Origin of the sequence: Acinetobacter sp. AG1 (genome assembly GCF_001005525.1) — a bacterium.
Lineage (GTDB): Bacteria > Pseudomonadota > Gammaproteobacteria > Pseudomonadales > Moraxellaceae > Acinetobacter > Acinetobacter modestus.
The window spans coordinates 1-19,799 of the sequence record NZ_LBMZ01000079.1; the positions used below are offsets into that span (position 1 = coordinate 1).

At 36.0% G+C, this 19,799-nt stretch carries 17 protein-coding genes; 3 read left to right on the forward strand and 14 right to left on the reverse strand.

The window, feature by feature from the left end:
• Window positions 1-422: 422 nt before the first annotated feature.
• Window positions 423-1,277: a bile acid:sodium symporter family protein gene (locus AAV96_RS02135; RefSeq protein WP_046738133.1), complete on the forward strand. Its 855-nt coding sequence runs from the start codon at window positions 423-425 to the stop codon at window positions 1,275-1,277.
• 45 nt (window positions 1,278-1,322) lie between these two features.
• On the opposite strand, the gene AAV96_RS02140 is transcribed toward AAV96_RS02135, so the two are convergent.
• The 10 genes from AAV96_RS02140 to AAV96_RS02190 all read right to left on the reverse strand — a co-directional run bounded on the left by AAV96_RS02140 (window position 1,323) and on the right by AAV96_RS02190 (window position 14,109).
• Window positions 1,323-2,357 carry a 2-dehydropantoate 2-reductase gene (locus AAV96_RS02140; RefSeq protein ID WP_046738134.1) on the reverse strand — a complete coding sequence of 345 codons (1,035 nt, stop codon included), beginning with the start codon at window positions 2,355-2,357 and terminating at the stop codon, window positions 1,323-1,325.
• 141 nt (window positions 2,358-2,498) lie between these two features.
• Entirely contained in the window at window positions 2,499-3,377 is an 879-nt protein-coding gene (hchA, locus tag AAV96_RS02145) for a glyoxalase III HchA (RefSeq protein ID WP_046738135.1), read from the reverse strand.
• A 106-nt stretch (window positions 3,378-3,483) separates the two neighbouring features.
• Complete coding sequence (locus AAV96_RS02150; protein WP_046738136.1) at window positions 3,484-4,488, reverse strand: NAD(P)H-quinone oxidoreductase; 1,005 nt, start codon at window positions 4,486-4,488, stop codon at window positions 3,484-3,486.
• A gap of 7 nt (window positions 4,489-4,495) precedes the next feature.
• Window positions 4,496-5,371 carry an AraC family transcriptional regulator gene (locus AAV96_RS02155; RefSeq protein ID WP_046738137.1) on the reverse strand — a complete coding sequence of 292 codons (876 nt, stop codon included), beginning with the start codon at window positions 5,369-5,371 and terminating at the stop codon, window positions 4,496-4,498.
• Between the two features lie 150 nt (window positions 5,372-5,521).
• Window positions 5,522-5,794: a hypothetical protein gene (locus AAV96_RS02160; RefSeq protein WP_046738138.1), complete on the reverse strand. Its 273-nt coding sequence runs from the start codon at window positions 5,792-5,794 to the stop codon at window positions 5,522-5,524.
• Window positions 5,795-6,191: 397 nt separating this feature from the next.
• Window positions 6,192-6,887, reverse strand: coding sequence for a GntR family transcriptional regulator (locus AAV96_RS02170; protein WP_046738140.1), 696 nt, complete (start codon window positions 6,885-6,887; stop codon window positions 6,192-6,194).
• Between the two features lie 11 nt (window positions 6,888-6,898).
• Window positions 6,899-10,504, reverse strand: coding sequence for an urea carboxylase (gene uca, locus AAV96_RS02175; protein WP_046738141.1), 3,606 nt, complete (start codon window positions 10,502-10,504; stop codon window positions 6,899-6,901).
• Window positions 10,505-10,519: 15 nt separating this feature from the next.
• Entirely contained in the window at window positions 10,520-12,346 is a 1,827-nt protein-coding gene (atzF, locus tag AAV96_RS02180) for an allophanate hydrolase (RefSeq protein WP_046738142.1), read from the reverse strand.
• A gap of 237 nt (window positions 12,347-12,583) precedes the next feature.
• Window positions 12,584-12,940, reverse strand: a complete 357-nt coding sequence (locus AAV96_RS02185; protein ID WP_046738143.1) for a winged helix-turn-helix domain-containing protein — start codon at window positions 12,938-12,940, stop codon at window positions 12,584-12,586.
• A 59-nt stretch (window positions 12,941-12,999) separates the two neighbouring features.
• A complete protein-coding gene (locus AAV96_RS02190; RefSeq protein WP_046738144.1) occupies window positions 13,000-14,109 on the reverse strand; it encodes an S-(hydroxymethyl)glutathione dehydrogenase/class III alcohol dehydrogenase in 1,110 nt (369 codons plus the stop codon).
• 166 nt (window positions 14,110-14,275) lie between these two features.
• On the opposite strand from AAV96_RS02190, the gene AAV96_RS02195 reads away from it, so the two are divergent.
• The gene (locus tag AAV96_RS02195; RefSeq protein ID WP_046738145.1) at window positions 14,276-15,787 is read left to right on the forward strand and encodes a phospholipase D family protein; all 1,512 of its coding nucleotides are present in this window, start codon (window positions 14,276-14,278) and stop codon (window positions 15,785-15,787) included.
• 119 nt (window positions 15,788-15,906) lie between these two features.
• Window positions 15,907-16,395 (forward strand): hypothetical protein, encoded by a 489-nt coding sequence (locus AAV96_RS02200; RefSeq protein ID WP_004662221.1) that lies wholly within the window; start codon window positions 15,907-15,909, stop codon window positions 16,393-16,395.
• Here the strand turns inward: AAV96_RS02200 and AAV96_RS02205 are convergent.
• From AAV96_RS02205 to AAV96_RS02220, 4 genes are all read right to left on the reverse strand, one after another.
• Complete coding sequence (locus AAV96_RS02205) at window positions 16,392-17,015, reverse strand: class I SAM-dependent methyltransferase (RefSeq protein WP_046738146.1); 624 nt, start codon at window positions 17,013-17,015, stop codon at window positions 16,392-16,394. The genes AAV96_RS02200 and AAV96_RS02205 overlap by 4 nt on opposite strands.
• 24 nt (window positions 17,016-17,039) lie before the next feature.
• Window positions 17,040-17,630, reverse strand: coding sequence for a uracil-DNA glycosylase family protein (locus AAV96_RS02210; protein WP_046738147.1), 591 nt, complete (start codon window positions 17,628-17,630; stop codon window positions 17,040-17,042).
• A 326-nt stretch (window positions 17,631-17,956) separates the two neighbouring features.
• Entirely contained in the window at window positions 17,957-18,508 is a 552-nt protein-coding gene (locus AAV96_RS02215; protein WP_046738148.1) for a cysteine hydrolase family protein, read from the reverse strand.
• 334 nt (window positions 18,509-18,842) lie between these two features.
• On the reverse strand, window positions 18,843-19,604 hold the full coding sequence (locus tag AAV96_RS02220; protein ID WP_046738149.1) for a hypothetical protein: 762 nt from the start codon (window positions 19,602-19,604) through the stop codon (window positions 18,843-18,845).
• Window positions 19,605-19,799: the final 195 nt, after the last annotated feature.

The window sequence follows — 19,799 nt, forward strand, 5'->3', positions numbered from 1 at the left end:
GATATTTAATGGAAAAATAAATTTAAATACATTTTAAAAATTTGATTTAGAACTCTTTTTCTTCATGAATTTTTCCTATGTTTATAACTAGAAATTTGTAATATTTACCGGTTATAAAAATGTAACTATGAGCAAAAATTGAATCTTTATAGTTTTGCTTTTTGATTTTAATTACTTAAATTGTCGTTTAGATGACAGTTTTGTGCATATAAATTACCTAAAGTAGGATGGCAAGGAGGAAGTAATATTATTCAAATAAATATGTTGTAATTCTTTAATTTATAGGAATATTACAATTATTTTTTTACAAGTTATTCGATTTAACCTAAGTTTACTTAGATTTTTGATATTTAACTTAGGCGCATATAGTACATCAAAAATATCAAATTTCAAAAAAATATCACCAAAAGGAAAAACGGTTTATGGATTCAGGATTGATCACAATATTTTTACCTATTGCTCTAGCAATTGTTATGGCTGGTATGGGCTTAGAATTAACACTGAAAGACTTTGCAAGAGTTAGTAAACATCCCAAAGCTGTTTTGATCGCTTTATTCTGTCAGCTCATTTTATTGGTGGGTATCGCGTTCTTAATTTGTAAGATACTCGCATTACCATCACTTTTAGCCGTAGGTTTGATGTTATTAGCTGCATCACCTGGCGGTACCACTGCCAATTTATTTAGTTATTTGTATAAAGGTGATATTGCGCTCAATATTACTTTAACTGCTATCAATGCAATTGTCGCAGCGGTCTTTCTTCCCTTTATTGTGAACTTTTCAATTTTACATTTCATGAATGAAAGCCAACAAGTCGGTCTACAATTCACGAAAGTTTTACAGGTTTTCTTAATTATTTTAGTGCCTGTATGTATTGGCATGCTTATTCGTCACTATACACCTCAACTTGCTGAAAAACTAAATCGTCCTGTGCGTATTTTTGCGGTGGTTTTTCTACTGATTATTATTCTAGGTGCAATCATTAAAGAGCGAAGCAATTTGGTTGATTATATTGGTCAAATTGGTCTGGCAACTGCATTATTCTGTGCAATCAGCTTAATGGTTGGTTATTTCGTTCCGCGTATACTTGGTATTAATTCATATCAAGCACGTGCCTGTGCATTTGAGATCGGAATTCACAACAGTACTTTAGCCATGACAATTGCACTTACCATTATGGCAAGTACCACCATCGCGATGCCTGCCGCTGTGTATTCAATTTTTATGTATATCTTCGCAACTATTTTTGGTACGTTGATTACTCGATTTGAAAAATAAAAAATATATAAATTATTAATTTTTATAAAATAAAAGCGTATACCACTATACGCTTTTTTGCGGTCTCATTTTACTGACTTGCTCTAATCGAGCTTTCAGTTCAAATCCAGACCATGCTTTTGGTTCAGATCGTAGTTCTGCTCGTTTAACCAATTGAATCAGTTTTTGATTAATTGGTGCATTAAGATTCAAATGTTTGGCTAAATTCACAATCTCGCCGTTGATCCAATCGATCTCAGTTTTTCTACCAGCCATTAAATCATCTGCCATCGAAGAACGTGCAAGCGGATCGATAGCGAGCATTTTTTTACTGATAATCTTAAAAACAGCATTCGGTAACTTTAAAATTTTAGGAATAAATTGTGCTGGAATTGGGGTCAGTTTTGCTGGTTTAATCTTAGCGATTTTTAATAAACTCAAAGCTTCTAATTGGGCAAGTGCTAAACACTGACGATATTCTCGAATAGATAATTGTTGCTTTAATGGAAGCTGTGAGAGTGCATTAATTGAATTATTTAAATTCAATAATAATTTTGCCCATTGAACAGCTTGCATATCCTGCTCTAACTGAATTTCTAGCTTTGCTTTTTTAAATGCATGCACAAATTCATCTAATTGGGCATGGCTTTTGACATACAAAGCCCCATCTGTTCCTTGATGAAATATACCATTTCCTAAAGCTGCCACATTAAAAGGTACCATACCTTCAAGGATAGTGTGCTCAGTGAGAATTTGTTTTAAAATCCCCACATTGCTTAAGCCATTTTGAAAACTGATAATAATGGTATTTTTCTTTAAAATATTTTTTAATTCAAAAGCAACTTGTTCGGTAGATGCTGATTTTACACAAACCAAGATAATATCAGCATGAACAACTTCATTCGGATCAATAGTCATGTGTAATTGATTTGCAGCAATGTTTTGCTTAAATCCGTTGTAATCTGAAACGGTTAAACCGTATGTTTGAAGTTGCTGTTGAATTTTAGGACGGACAATAAAATCTATGTCATAGCCAGCAGCAACCAACCTACCCCCTAGATAGCATCCAATACTGCCTGCACCATAAACACATATTTTCATCGATGATCCTTAAACATTTCATTTCCACTACCACTTTCTTAACATAATCAAAACTTAAAACTTGTCAGCTAGCTTACAAGTTTTAAATTTTGCTAAAGAAAAAGCCCAATATTGAATTGGGCTTTAAACTCATAAAACAGATTATGCGTTAAGGTTTGGATCAGCCAATAAAGTTTCAGCGGCAAGTTTACCTAAATTATTAGAAGCTAATGGACTATCGCCCGTTAACAGTTTTCGATCTTGGTGTACTTGCCCTGTAATTCCTTTATTTAAGATTTCTACGCCAAGTTTTTCTAAATTTTCACCGACGAGCCACGGCAATTGTCCTGGCATATATCCAATATCAATATTGGCACCTTTATCTAATGAATCTGGAAAAACACAGACTTGATAGCCTTTAAAAATATAATCACTTGGACTTTCATCAACTGCGGCTGCCAATAAAGAAGCTGGACCATGACATAAGGTAATCACATATTTGTCATGATCTACTGCCCATTTTAATAAAGCTTTAACTTCTTTACTTTCAGGGATTTTAGCCAAAACACCATGACCACCAGGAATGAAAATACCAGCATACGGTGAATCAGCACTTAAAGCTTGCTCTAAAATCTCAGCCAATTTAAGTGGAGCTTTCAGTTGTTTTTCGTACTTATGATAAGTATCCAAAACCACTTGCTCTTCTTTTGGCATTGCCCACATTTCAAGTTTAACTGGATTACCTGAAAGTGTTGCAACATCAAAAGCAAAACCAGCATTGTCCAAATGAAACATCGGTAACAACATTTCTACGGGATGATTTCCTGTAGAAAAGAATTTCTCATTTTGCATCAAGATATAGCGTTCATCCGTAGCAATCATAAGAATCTTTTTATCACCTTGATAGGGATTCGGATACGTTGTTCCATCATAATCCGTTTTAGGAGCTGTATACTGACTTAAAGAATAAGGTGATGGAAAAAAAGCATTATCTTCTGCTAAATCTGGGGTTGGGTTGCGATCATCTATATTTGTTGTCATATTCAAATTCCTCGTAGGATATGTTTGATTTACATATTGCTTTTCTAAGTGATCATTCTCAAGCTTGATGTATAAATAGGCATGGAATGAATACAATCAGGCAAAATTACGATTTAATTTCGAGTACCACTTTTCCAATATGTTCACTGCTTTCCAGACATTGGTGTGCTGCTGCAACCTCTTCAAATGCAAAAGTTTTATAAATAATTGGTTTACATTGATCTGTTTCGATTAATGGCCAAACAAACTGTTCCAGTTCTTGGGTAATTTTTGCTTTTTCATCATTGGTTCGAGCACGCATCGTTGAGCCAGTCACCACAGCGCGTTTTAGCATGAGTTCTTGAATATCAAAACCATCTACTTTTCGACCGCCCATAAACCCGATAATTACCAGTCGCCCATCTCTTTTTAGCAATCTTAGATTTTGATTAAAGTAAGCAGCGCCAATAATATCCAAGATCACATCAATGCCTTGCTGATCTGTACGTGACAAAATTTCTTGTTCAAAATCTTGCTTCTTATAATTAATAACTGTCGAAATAGAGCTTAATTTTTCAGCTTTCTCGTCACTGCCCACCGTGGAAAAAGTTTGAATCCCCATGGCATGACATAAACTCAACGCTGTAGAGCCAATTCCACTCGCTCCTCCGTGAATCAAAACAGTTTCGTTCTTTTTCAACTGCCCGATCTGAAATAGATTTGCCCATACTGTGAAATAAGTTTCTGGAATAGCTGCTGCTTCAACAAAGCTCAGATTTTTTGGAATCGCTAAAGTTTGATTTGCTGGGACAGCACAGTATTTGGCATATCCTCCACCATTGGTCAGCGCGCAGACTTTATCACCGACTTTAAATTTTTCTACTTTTGAACCAATTTGTGAAATGATCCCAGCAACTTCTAATCCTGGAATCTGCGTTACGCCTTTCGGCATCGGATACAATCCTTGTCGTTGCAAAATATCAGGGCGATTGATCCCAGTGGCATAGACTTCAATCAATACTTCATCTTCTTTAATCTCAGGCTTCTCACCGTACACAACTTTTAGAACTTCAGGACCGCCAGCTTCAGTAATTTCGATATATTTCATTTGTTCTCTACTATTTTGATTCATGACTTACTCATTCCTTCTCTATATTTACTTCAGTCTGATTAGGTGAAAAACCAAACTGCTTTTTAAACTCTCGACTAAATTGAGATGAGCTTTGATAACCAACAGCATAAGCTGCTTGAGCAACGCTTTGGTTTCCGTTTTGCAACATTTGTTTTGCCTTATGCAACCGTGTAACTTTGAGATACTGTAACGGTGAATGTAATGTGACTTCTTTGAATGCTTTATGAAACGCAGAAATACTCATATTGGCTTGCTCAGCAAGCATTTCCACTGTTATTTTTTCTGTAAAATGATGTTGAATATATTCACAAATCTTATAAATTGGTCGTAAATTGCCTTGAGCGACTAATCCTTTTAAAGTATCTGCACCTGAATGTTGAATCACTCGGTACAATAATTCTCGTTTAATTTGTTCACCTAAAACCAAGCTATCTTGTTCTGAACCTAATGTTTTTAATAGTCGTATCAATACATTCGAAATTTTTTGATCATATTGAATTACGCTCATGCCTGTGGTGAGTGGTTTAAATTGCTCATTTTCAAAATATGTTTTTGCCAACAACTCATTTACCGTATCTGCCTCTAGTTTCATGCTGACAGCAATCATCGGTAATTCAGGACTCGCAACCGTATCACAATCAAATGGCATAGACACAGAGACGATTAGGCATTCACCTTGCTGAAATGCATAGGTTTCAGTTCCGATATAACCACGTTTACTGCCTTGTAAAACAAAAGCTAAGGTCGGTTCTTGCAGTACGGCTAGTGGTGGCGTTTTGTGATCTACACGCATCAAAGTGATACCATCTATCGCCGTAGCAAAGAAGCCTTCTTTAGCAACGAGTTTTAGAAAAAGTGAAATAAGTATTTGATCATTCATCATGTTTCATCTGATGATTTGAAATGTGATCTGTATTATTAAATAGAAAAATCAAAAAAGATGTTAATTTTATGCAGGATTAGGCATAGAAAAGATAGTTTTTAATGTCTATATTATGATTTCAATATCTTAGTAAAAATACTAATTAAATTTTTATAAGTTATTAGGTTTGTCATCTAACCCAAGAATTGATCTGAGTCTGAAAATTTCTGACACTAATTTTGGAATATCTTGTTTTGCATGTGCAATAAAATCTTGGTCAGCAACCGTTGCACCAATTAATTCAATATCATCTCCATTTGTCATAATAAAACTAGATCCTGATTCATGGTTTCGACTTTCTACATAAGAAATCCATGGCCCATCGGTTGCATTTAAACAACGTTGCAAGATTTCATCCAAACTTTCTTTTGATAATTCTTCCATTCCAACTCTTTTATTTTTCATGCATGTTTAGTTTTTCATTTCGATTCTTATAAATTAATTTTTAATAAAATAGCATAATTCATTATTTTTCAATATCTTATCCAGAAAATATTTAATATTATTGAAATTAACATTTGATAATAAAACGAGGTTTTTATCATAAAAACAATGGTCTCCAAAATAGTTGTTACTCTCAATACTATAAATTCTTCGTATATCATAAAAGTTAAAAGTATAGGAGTCCTTTAAAATTGTAACTTCAACTTGCAAACACCCTTTTGCTTCATATTCCCAGTCATAATCATTAAAATCATCGGGTGAGTTAATAATATATTTTTCCATTAAAGTTGATCCCAACTTCCTTATTTGTTAATTAATAGTAGATAAATAATATACTCTAATAAAACTGACTCGAATCTAACATCTGTAAAGTAATCTTTTTTACTTCATCACGACTTTGCATAATATGTGCTTCAATCGCCTGAATGGCTTCATCTACTTTACGATTAAAAATATAACCCAGTATTTTCTGATGCTCCTGATAAGTCGCTTCAACACGATAATCTTTAGAGAAGTCTAAACGACGAATAATGCGGATTCGCTCACTCAAATCACGATGAATTCTCGCCATTTCATTATTTCCAGAGGCACGAACTAAAGCGCAATGGAAATCTTCATCTTGTTGTGACAGTTGTTTAATGTCTTTTAGATATTGTTGTGGTTCAATCAACCATAAATCTTTTAAAACGGATAATTCAACCGAGTTTTGATGATCCATCTGACAAAGTTTACGAATCGAATCTTTTTCTAATACGATCCTCACATCATAAAGTTCTTCATAATACCGAAAATTGAGCGGTCGGATTTGCCAACCGCTACGAAAACTCACATCAACATAACCCTCTTGTTGCAAACGATATAGTGCTTGTCGGATTGGGGTGCGACTTACATCATAAGCTTTTGCAACTTCAGATTCAGTGAAACGTTCACCTGGCATCAGTTTGAAATCAAAGATATCATTCTTGATGCGTTGGTAAACCAGCTCAGACAAATTGTCTGAGCTTTTTGTTGTTTTTATTTTGGTTTCTTTCATGCAACCTTGCCTTATTCCATATAAACCAGTGGTTCACCACTATGTACGGTTTGCCCTGCTCTACAAATAATGGCTTTTACAATGCCATCTTCTTCTGCATAAACCGGAAGTTCCATTTTCATTGCTTCAATAATAGCAACAGTTTCACCTTTTTTAACCTCTTGACCATGTTCAACAAAAATTTTCCAGATATTACCTGTCATCGATGCATTTAATGATGCTAAATGACTGTAATCAGCATGGTTATTTTCTTGAATCTGTTCTTCAGGTTGAGCTGCAAACTCCTCTTTCCAGCGATCCACTTCAGTTGTGAATGCTTGTTGTTGCTTAGCTTTAAACTCGGCAATACTTTCAGCTTCATTCTCTAAGAATTTTACATAATCCGCATAATCGAATTTTGTTTCTTCAATCTTGATCTCAGCACGACCATTTTCAAAGTCAGCGCGCCATTGATTCAGTTCTTCTTCTGTCACCTCAAAATATTTAATTTGATCAAAGAATTGTAAGAACCATTGTTTATCACCAAATTGTTTGTTTTTCTTAAACTTGTTCCAAATTGGTAAAGTACGCCCTATCAATTGATAGCCGCCCGGTGAATCCATGCCGTAGATACACATGTACATGCCACCAATACCCACTGTTCCCTCTGCGGTAAAGGTACGTGCAGGATTATATTTAGAACTGAGTAAACGATGGCGTGGATCGATTGGTACAGCACATGGTGCAGTTAAATACACATCACCCAAGCCAAGAATTAAATAGTTCGCATCAAAAATAATATCTTTAACTTCATTCCGATCTGCCAAACCATTAATGCGTTGGATAAAGTCAACGTTATTTGGCAACCACGGTGCTTTAGAGCAAACACTTTCTTGATAGCGTTCTACAGCTCCTAAAGTCGCACTGTCTTCAAACGCCATTGGCAAATGTACGATACGAGATGGGATTTTTAATTGGCTCAAATCGCCCATTTCTTCTTCAAGTTGAAGTAATTGAGCAATCAATTGTGATTGTGGAATTACTAAGCCATCGTATTTAATCTGTAATGAACGAACACCCGGTGACAGCTCCAATACGCCCGCAATTTTTGCATCACGGATCATTTGAATCAGTTGATGCACACGTAAACGTAAAGCTAAATCTAGAACATTTTCGCCGTATTCTAAGAGAATATAACTATCACCGGCTTGGCGATACACTGTTTTTGGCGACAATTCAGTTGGTTCACGTTGTGCCAAAATCGTACTGACAACCTCTTGAATTGGCTCAATTGTTTCTACAATTTTGCTTGCTTCCGCAAAGTTTTGGATATTTTCAATTTGCTGACGTTCAAGTTCATTGGCTTGTTCAACACTAATAGGATAAAAGCGAATTTTATCATCGGCTTTAAGTTGTCCCACTTTCCAAAGTTCTGCTTTGGCAATCGTCACAGGACAAACGAAACCGCCTAAACTTGGACCATCTTTAGCCAGAATTACAGGGAAATCGCCTGTGAAGTTAATTGCTCCGATCGCATATTCACAGTCATGGACATTTGATGGGTGTAAACCTGCTTCACCACCATTTTCTCTAGCCCAGCTTGGCGTTGGTCCTGATAAACGCACACCTAAACGATTTGAGTTAAAGTGCACCGTCCACTCTGATGCAAAAAACTCTTCTACATATTCAGGTTTAAAGAAATCTGGTGCGCCATGCGGACCATATAACACCGCGATTTCCCATTCATTAGTGTATTCAGGAATCAAGTCAGTCGACAATGCTTGAGGCATATCATGAGCAAGTGGCAACTCTGCGCTAGCAAATGCTGGATCAACCATTTTAATCATGTCGCCGACACGTAAGGTGCGACCTGCATGACCACCAAAATTACCAAGTGCAAAGGTAGAACGACTGCCCAAATATACTGGAACATCCAAACCATTTCGTACCGCTAAATATGTGCGACAACCTGATTCAACTTGACCGATTTTTAAAATTTGTCCTGCTTTTACTTCAACAGGTTTCCAAAAATCAATTTTCTGATCATCTAACAACGCAGTACAGCTTGCGCCCGCCAAAGAAATAATCGTATCTGTATGGAACTTTAATGTTGGTCCAACTAAGGTAAACTCGAAACCTGCGGCTTTAGCATCATTTCCAACTATACGATTGGCAAGCTGAAATGCATAATCATCCATTGGACCCGATGGTGGTACACCAATATCCCAATAGCCTGTACGACCCGGATAATCTTGAATTGAACTCAACGTTCCTGCTTGAATCACTTCAATTACGTTTGGCGTGTAGTTGAAATCATCCAACATTCTTGTCCAAATTTGCATAGATTCAAAGCGCTGATCTGAAACGATGGCACGTGCGTAATCCAAGTTTGTACTGATGCCATTTAAGCGTGTTTCAGCCAATACATTCTTTAATTTTTCGATAGCACTAGCACGATCATCAGCATGCACAATAATCTTGGCAATCATTGGGTCGAAGTATTGAGAAATCTCTGTGCCTGTTTTAACCCAAGTATCAACACGTGTTCCCTCAGGAAAGGCGACTTCAGTCAACACACCGGGACTTGGTTGGAAATTTTTAACAGGATCTTCGGCATAAACACGAACCTCAATCGCTGCACCGTTAGGCTGAATATTGCTGAGATATGCCCAATCAAGTTCATCACCAGCAGCAACTTTGAGCATGCATTCAATCAAGTCTAGACCTGTCACCATTTCAGTGACTGGATGTTCAACCTGTAAACGCGTATTCACTTCAAGAAAATAAAACTCATCTCGATTGGCATCGTAAATAAATTCAACTGTTCCCGCACTTCGATAATTAACAGATTGACCTAACTCGACCGCTGCCTGATGTAGTTTTTTTCGTGTCGCCTCGGGTAAGTTTGCCGCTGGAGTTTCCTCTACCACCTTTTGGTTACGACGTTGCAAAGAGCAATCACGCTCACCAAAGGCAACGACTTGTCCTTTTCCATCACCAAAAATTTGTACTTCAACATGACGCGCTTTATCAATAAAGCATTCAATAAATACGCCTGCATCTTTGAAAAACTGTTCTCCCAAACGTTTTACACTTTCGTAAGCATCGGTCAAGGCTTGTGGCGTATCACAACGCGTCAAACCAATACCCCCACCGCCAGCGGTACTTTTAAGCATAATTGGATAACCAATACGATCTGCCTCCGTAAGGGCTTCTTCTAGACTATCCAGCAATCCAGTTCCCGGAGTCATTGGCACATTGGCATTGGCAGCCAATTCACGAGCACGATGCTTTAAACCAAATTCCAGAATTTGCTCTGCTGTTGGTCCCATAAAGGCAATATTATTTTCTTCACAAGCACGAGCAAAATCAGCACTTTCAGAAAGAAAACCATACCCCGGAAAGATTGCCTCCGCGCCAGTTTGTTTGGCCGCCTGAATTAATTTTTCAATACTCAAATAAGTATCGGCTGGTTTTAAACCATCTAATGCAATTGCAATATCAGCATCTTCAACATGTTGCGCATAACGATCACTATCCGAATACACAGCAACACTGGTTACACCTAATTTTTTAAGTGTGCGAATCGCTCGAACAGCAATTTCACCACGGTTTGCAATAAGTACAGTTTTAAACATGATGATTTCCCCCAATTAATTTGCTGTGTTTGCTGCTTGACTATTACGATGCTGGATATAGGCTCTCCATCCACCAAAATGACTAATATTCTCTGCATCATCTATGCCATAAGGCTCACAGATAAAACCTTTCACCCAACGGCCATCTTCTAGTTCGACATTACCCATCCCTAAAGGCGTTGGAATTTCTGCCACAAATTCACCAAATCGAGCAGTTGGAACATCCCACAATTCAACAATAATGCTTTGACCATCTTGCTGACGTGCTAAGCCAGGTTTCGGCGGAACAGTGCCATTCAAGGCATAAAGCGCATAGTTTTTAGAAGTTGTTGTGGTTTCGATATGCACAGCATCACGTGTGGTGAGTTGGAAATTTAATGGCATACCTGTTAGATGAGCACCGACGACTGCAACGCGAATATGATGTTGCGAAATAGGTGTAGCAGAATTTAAAGGTAGCGTTTTATCCAATGCCCCTAATTTCAGTGCAAGATAGTTTTGCCAAGCCTTACCAAAATGAACTAATGCTGCATCGTGCCAAGCTGGCGCAATTAAAGTGATACCAAATGGTAAATGATCGGCTCTAAATCCTGCTGGCAACGCCAAAGCACTCAGATCTGCCAAGTTGGTGAAGTTAGTGTAGGTTCCCAAATGAGCGTTATATTCAATCGGGTTTTGTTGAAGCTGCTCAATGGTATAAATTGTGGGTGCGGTTGGAACAATTAAGGCATCAAAGTCAGCCAATTTTTGTTGGATTTTACGAGCTAAATCTTGTTTTAAATATTCTGCATTGTAAGCATCCACCGCTGAATATTTTTCGCCGTTTTTAATAATTTCTAATACCGTTGGATCAAAATCTTCAGTATTTCTTTTAAGTAAATCTTCAATGGCTGCGGTACGCTCTGCCACCCATGAACCTTGATATAGTTGCGCTGCCAGTTGCTCGAAATCTGCAAAATCAATTTTAGTAATTTCAGCATTTAATGATTCAAGTAGTTGGACATTTTGCTGAAAAACTTTTTCTGATTGCTCATCCCCAAAGAAATTTAGTTTTTCTGGAATGGCAAATTTTAATTTACTAGAGAAATGCGCTGGAACATTCTTTGGATGCTTACGTGAATAACTATCCAACGGATCATATGCTTCTAAAATATTTGCAACCAAGTCTGCATCTGCAACAGTTAAAGCAAAGATCGAAATACAATCTAGACTTTTACATGCAGGCAATAAACCACGATTTGAAAACCGCCCTTTGGTTGGTTTTAGCCCCACAATATTGTTAAACGCTGCGGGCACACGTCCTGAACCTGCGGTGTCTGTACCTAATGCAAATGGGACAAATCCACGCGCAACCACACTTGCTGAACCGGAACTTGATCCACCACTGATATATTCAGAATTAAAAGTATTTGCAACAGCACCAAAAGATGAACGCGTTCCCACCAAGCCTGTCGCAAACTGATCAAGATTAGTTTTTCCAATTACGATTGCACCCGCTTGCTTCAACAAACGTACTGTTTCAGCATCTTGTACTGCAACTGTCGTTAAAGCTTTACAAGCTGCGCTAGTTACAAACCCTGCAACATCAATATTATCTTTAACTGCAAATGGAACGCCGTAGAGTGGAAGTTGTTTTGCTAAACCTTCAGCTTCTTTACTTAAGTCATTGAGAACTTGAATTTGCTGTTCAATTTGTTCTACCGTCGCAATTGAAATCCATGCATTGTCTTGAGGATCAATTGATGCAACTAAATCTTTTAAAGTATCAAGTTGAATCTCATTTTTTGAATAAGCTGTTTGCCACTCTGAAATTGTCCAACCTAAAGTTTTTATCTCATGCATTTTATGAATCCCATCTTGTATACAAGTTTGGATAAATAAAAGCAGAAAGCGTGCCAATTATTTTATTAATTATAAATCAAATACTTATTTTGCTTTATGGATGTTTTGTTTTTACTAACTTTAATCTTGGTGCTTAAAAGGCTTTGTTTTAATGCAAATGCTCCATAATTTAGCAAAGAGCATTTTTTGTTTATCAAAAGTTGCTCAAATTCATATTCAAGCTATCATTCTTATAATTTATTGCTTTATTTTAAGATAGTTGGAGAACTCCTCAAACTCTGATTCTAAAGTTTGAATAGCTTGTTGCTCCATTGCTCTATATTTTTTCAATACCACTTGCCCTAGCTCTGTTACTAATGCACCGCCACCGTGCGTACCACCAGTTTGTGTTTCAACAAGATGAGAATGAAAACATTGATTCATGGTATCTACAAGTTGCCAAGCACGACGATAACTCATGTTCATCGATTTTGCAGCTTGAGAAATTGACCCTGTACGTTGAATTGCTTCGAGTAATTCAGCCTTACCTGGACCAAAAGCAATTTGCTCCTCAGCTAAGATTCGGACATGTAATTTTAAACGTGGTTTTGACATCAACTTATACTCAAAGATTTGATGACGCGCTACACATCATCAAATCAAAACATTCACAATTAAAAATGAATCACTGTACGAATCGACTTACCTTCGTGCATTAGATCAAAAGCATCATTAATTTCTTCAAGCGACATGGTATGAGTCACAAATGGAGCAAGTTGAATTTCACCATTCATTGCATCTTCAACCATTTTTGGTAATTGTGAACGCCCTTTTACCCCACCAAAAGCAGTTCCCATCCATTTACGACCTGTCACCAATTGGAATGGGCGAGTTGAAATTTCCTGTCCTGCACCAGCAACGCCAATAATCACTGATTGTCCCCAACCGCGATGTGCGCATTCTAATGCAGAGCGCATGACATTGGTATTACCAATACATTCAAAAGAGTGGTCTACTCCCCAACCTGTCATTTCAACAATCACTTGCTGAATCGGTTGCTCATAATCTTTTGGATTTAAAAAGTCAGTTGCACCAAATTGTTTGGCCAATTCAAATTTTTCAGGATTGGTATCGACTACAATAATACGCCCAGCTTTAGCTTGGCGTGCGCCTTGCACAACAGCAAGACCAATCCCCCCCAAACCAAATACCGCAACACTATCACCTTCTTGAACTTTAGCAGTGTTATGTACTGCACCAATACCAGTCGTTACACCACAACCTAGCAAACAAACTTGTTCAGGATTTGCTTCGGGATTGATTTTTGCTAAAGATACTTCAGCAACAACGGTATATTCACTAAAAGTTGAGCAGCCCATATAGTGATAAACTGGTTGACCATTATAAGAGAAGCGCGTTGTACCATCTGGCATTACGCCTTTACCCTGAGTTGCACGAACTGCAACACACAAATTGGTTTTACCCGATTTACAAAATAAACATTCTTTACACTCTGCGGTATATAGCGGGATCACATGATCACCCACGGCAACACTCGTAACGCCTTCACCTACTTGAACAACGATACCAGCTCCTTCATGTCCAAGAACTGCGGGGAAAACACCTTCGGGATCATCACCAGATAAAGTAAATGCGTCGGTATGGCATACACCTGTATGGGTAATTTTAATCAGGACTTCACCAGCTTTTGGTGGTTCAACATCAAGCTCTACAATCTGTAATGGTTCACCTGCGGCAAAAGCAACGGCTGCACGAGATTTCATACCTTCATCCTTATAGTCATGTTTTATGTTTGTGTAACAGTTAACTGATTTTATGCTGATATTCAACATCTTCAAGTAGATGTAGTGCTATCTTTACATAAGTAGACAACATTTCACGATAAAAATGATAAAGAATCTATACCACCTTAAAACGATATCGATTGTTATGGTATTGAGTTTAAGTGCCTGTGCTTTGCCGCCTAATCAAAATCCTAAACGGAGCGATGCCATGCCAGTGAAAACAAAGTGGATGAATGATCCTCAAGCTGACCTCAATATTAAACAGGGTTTGACTGCCTTTTTAGCGCTTGATGATGCTTTTCTCAGCATTGCTTCTCGTATTCACTTGATTCGAAATGCTAAATATCAAATTGATTTACAATATTATATTTGGAAAGATGATGCGATTGGCAATCTTATGCTGCATGAATTATTAGATGCAGCTGATAGAGGTATAAAAATTCGGCTATTAATTGATGATCAGAATGGCATAAAACTAGATAAAACTTTGAGGGCACTCTCACAGCATCCAAACTTTGAAATTAGGATTTTCAATCCCTATAAATTTAGACATCTTAGAGTCATAGATTATCTATTCCGATTAAACAAAATTAATCATCGTATGCACAATAAACTGCTGATCGCCGATGATGCAATTGCCATTACAGGTGGACGCAATATCAGTAGTGAGTATTTTGAAGCCAGTAATTATTTTCAATTTAGTGATATGGATATTTTATTCTATGGCAGCGCGGTTGATCATGCAGGACAAAGTTTTAAAGAATTTTGGGAGAATGATTTAAGTTATTCAACCACACAATTGATCGGTATTGGGCAACCTCAACAGCTCAAGCAACTTAGAGAAAAATTTGAACAACTTGATCAGACCAATACTTGGACAGAAAATAAACTTGAATCTGCACAAGACTTTTTAAAAGAACGCCTTCAGCATTATCCTATTCAATGGGCAAAGGCACATTTTGTTGCTGATCATCCCAATAAAATTTTAGGTCAGGCAAAAGATCAAGAACTGATTTCGTTTCAAATGCTCAAAATCTTAGGTAAGCCCGAACAGCATATGGAACTGGTTTCTGCTTATTTTGTTCCGACACAGCGTGGAACAGAATATTTAAGCCAACTTTCGAACAATGGGATTAAAGTTCGTGTACTAACCAATAGTTTAGTTGCAAATGACGTTGCTGTCGTTCATTCGTTTTATAGTAAATATCGTAAACCACTCTTGCAAAATGGAGTTCAGCTTTACGAATTTAAACCCAATATTGAACGAACAAAGCGAACATGGTACGAAATCGCAACAGGTAGTGTGATCCCCGTAAAAGGTAAAAATCGTTCGAGTTTACATGCCAAGTTTTTTGATGTAGATGGTAAGGTTTTTATTGGTTCATTTAATTTTGATCCAAGATCAGCTTATTTAAACACCGAAGTCGGTTTAGTGGTTGAATCCGATCAGCTACAAAATCAAATTACTGCATTACTTGATCAACACTTACTTCAAGTTGCTTATCAACTTAAACTTGACTCAAATGGCAATATCGTTTGGTATGAACATAAACAAAATGGCGAAATCGTAAAACATTACCGTGATCCTGAAAGTACCAAGTTTCAAAGATTTAGCACTAAGTTTGTTTCCTATTTTCCAATTGAGTGGATGATGTAGTATATTGATCAATCTATTCTAATTGGCTAAATTGACAAATTATTTACAACTAAAGACTATTTTGTTTAAGCCTATATATGCTAATTATTATATGAATAAAAAATAGCAAGGATAAAACGATGATTTCAGAAAAAGATTGGAAAAACATCCAACAAGTATTCAAAGCAGCACAAAAGGCTTCCCTACATTCCTCGATTGCAACAGTTGATCAATTTGGTCAACCTTCAATTACACCTATCGGCACAGTTTTTTTAAATACGGATCAAACAGGTTACTTTTTTGATACTTTCACAGAAAAATTAAGTACTAATTTAGGTCAAAACTCAAAAGCATGTATTCAAGCAATCAATAGCAGTAAGTGGTTTTGGTTAAGCTCACTCATTCAAGGTAGCTTCACAGATTATCCTGGTGTACGCTTATATGTAGAGATCGGAGACCTACGCCCTGCAAATAGAGAAGAACTATTTTCTATAGATCGCCGTATTCAACCATTACAGTGGACAAAAGGAAGTCAACTTATCTGGTCTGAGTTTACACATGTTCGTGACATCAAAATTAATGACTTTCGCTGGATTAAATATCCAAAAATGATGGAGCATTTAATTTAACTCAAACTCATTTCGAATAAACATAGCCCTTCTATTTCCAATGGCATCTTGATCTCTTGAAAAGATGCCTGACTAAACGCATCCAAGTGCTCTTGTTTATTCATATAGAGTTGATTATTTTGCATTGCATGGAGCGCGCACAAATGATCACAAACTAGATAGATGCCATTAGGATTCAACAACGTTCTGATGATCTTATGAAAATTAGCTGCATATTGTTTATGTCGAAGTTCATGTAGAGCTTGATGGATGATAATAAAATCATATTTTCGATCTAAAGCATTTTGCCAATTAGGTTCTTTAAAATTTCCAACAAAATATTTTACTCGTGATTGTTCTGAACTATTTAATTTTTTTTGTGCGAGTTGATGCATCACTTCAGAAAAATCAAACGCCGTATATTCGATATGATCTAATTGCGACAACAAATGTTGAGCTAGAAAACCTGGACCAGAACCTAATTCTAATATATGGCATGGATCAGAACGATTAGTTTTCATTAACTCTACATAATAATCAAAAAAATCTTTTCGCCATGGGCGTTTTATATTCGCCGTTTCTTGCCATTCCAAAGCATCTGCATAGTTTCTTAAATCAATTGGACTAGATACATCATTCATGTCATTCCCCTATTTTTTATATATTTAAAGCAACCCAATCGCTTGAAAAAATTGTTGATAAGCATCCGCTTTTTTGTCTAATGCCAACGGATATGCCCGTGAAGATGATGGTAAGCGGTATAAATTCAGCTCACGATTGCCATAATTCACTTGTACTGATTGCCCAATCATTGGTTTATTTATTTGTTCAGGAAAATGCTGCATCAAAGTATCAGTTGCTTTATCTCCTGTGGTCATAATCGTATGACACATCGGAATTTGCCCAAGCAATTGTGATAAATCAGTTGCCGTAACAATTTCTAAAAATTTATCAGAAGCATTGCCTTGCAGTCGTTTCACTTGATAAGCAGTATCAAATATTGCTACTCCAATCTCTGTGAGAAAATCACGAATTTGTTGTTCTTTAAAACGCTTATTTGGCAAATCTAAGAAGTGATCTTTATCTTCGAAAAAAATGAGCCCAAATATACGCCACATATCATTTTGGTAGTTTGGATAGTAAAAATCCATTTTCCATCGGCTCTGAGGTGGTGGAAAACTCCCTAACATCAGTAATTTAGCATTATGTGGCAAAAATGGTTGTAATGGGTGAGTTTCTATTTCTATATCAGTCATTTATATACAGAACCAATTTTAAAATTGAGTAAAATTTTTCATTATTTTATAGAATTTTCAAGTTTCTTGCTTAGCTCTTTTTATGCTCAAAACGATCTTCACAAAATTTCCGCAAAATATTCTCAATATCTTTTTGTTTGATTGAGTTTTGATAGGAAGAGAAAACTGCTTTACAGAACTAGATTTGAAGTCAATGCAGTTATCATTAAAAAAAATACATTTGTATTAACAATCCATAAAATTATAAAGCTCAATTTGATAGGTCAAAGTAAAAAGCACCGCCAATAACTACTGTATTGGCTGGGCTTCCCAATTTAATTTTTTGTTCAAATTAAAGTTATGTATTCCTCTGAAGTTTGCACCTTAGCAAATACATTATTTAGAATTTGGTTATGATAGCTGATCATTTCCCCAGCATTTAAAATCGCTGAATCAAATGTAGTGTGTGCATCAGAGGCTAAAACGACTTTATAGCCATACTCAGAAGCTATTCTAACAGTTGTGTCAATACAATACTCTGTTTTCATTCCTGTAATTAAGACTTCATCAACAAACAGTTTGTCTAATAATTCTTTTAAAAAAGTATTTTTAAAACAACTTGGGTACTTCTTCTCAATGACTAAATCTTTAAGTGGATCAAATTGTAAATCATCAATTAATTGAGTATTCAGGCATTCTGGATCTAACGGTGTACCTCTCTCGCCAACATGGCGAATAAATATAATAGGCATTTCATTTAAACGCTGATGTTCAATAAGCCTATTGATGTTTGAAAGGATGAGTTGAACGTTGTGCGGATTCACATTTCCCTTAAATAGACCATTTTGCATGTCAATTACAAGTAAAGCCAATTTTGATTTAAAACTTTGTTTATCCATTTTCTTTCTCTTAAAAATGCAATAATCAGCCGAGAAAAATTAACCCAGCCATTATTGACTGGGTTTGGTTATCTTATTAAATTAAGTCAAATTAATAAAAAATCCCACACAGCCTTTTTTGAGGTTGTGGTGGTCGTATTTGTTTTATTTAACAAACTATTCATTAAATTCAACTTGATCATAGTTTCGATACATTTAACCTATCATAGCTTTATCTAATAAATAAAGCATTTTATCTTTGTAAATTTTAACTTTTGATCAACTTTAGATTAATTTAATGTGCTGTAATCTATTCCACAACTTAATGATTACCATGCTATCGTAAGTATCATATTTAGAGTAATGTTAGGTTTTTCCTAAAAACCTCAGTATCTTCATAACCCTTAATTGTTTCTAAACATTCATTTTCATCAATTGGTTGAACTGCCTCAGACTCATACAAACTTCTAGGTATGTTTGAAGTTTTAAAGAGATCGTACACCTCTTGGCATTTTTGGATTATCTCTCTAGTGCTAATACCTTCATTCTCAGCCCTAATTGTTTCTTGATATACAGAAATGAAGTCATTTAACGATACTTTGCTCATATCAACTATAGATCTATAGAGAACAAACGTACCTATCTTTTCGCATTTAGTTTTTATTAAAGATTGGCTCACTACACGAGACCAACCAACAAAATCTAATCGAATAATTGAAACGCCTTCTAAAATTACAAAATATCTTTGAATTTTATGTTCTGCTTGACCAGATGAGCCAAACAAGGTTTTTACATATTCTGACAGTATAGTAGTTACCGTTTCTGTCTTACTTTCATGAACAAATCCCTTAATTGAGTCTTTGACGACATTACTAATAGATTTTTCATCTTCAGCCTTATAAGCCTTGGTATGATAAGTAAATGATTGTATGCAATGTATAGGAAACGATTTATCATTTCCACAACCGGCTGAAAGTAAATCACTTTTTATCTTTTCTGCATAATATTCAGCTTTTGCATCTGCGAGAGCAATCAAAGTATCCAAATGTGCATTACATTCTTCCTTTAAATCTCCTGCGATATCTTGTTTAATTAGTGCTTTAGTTAAATATGCCAATTTAATAGTCCTCAGTATTTTTATTAATAAAAAATCGTTTATTAAGACTTATACAAAATAATAAAATAAGCAATATATTTCAAATATTTATTTAATATTACTTAAATTAAGATAAAGAATATATTAACTTTAATTGCTAAATGTTGGTCATTGAATAATCTTATTTTCATCAAGTTCTAAAATGAAATGTAGTTT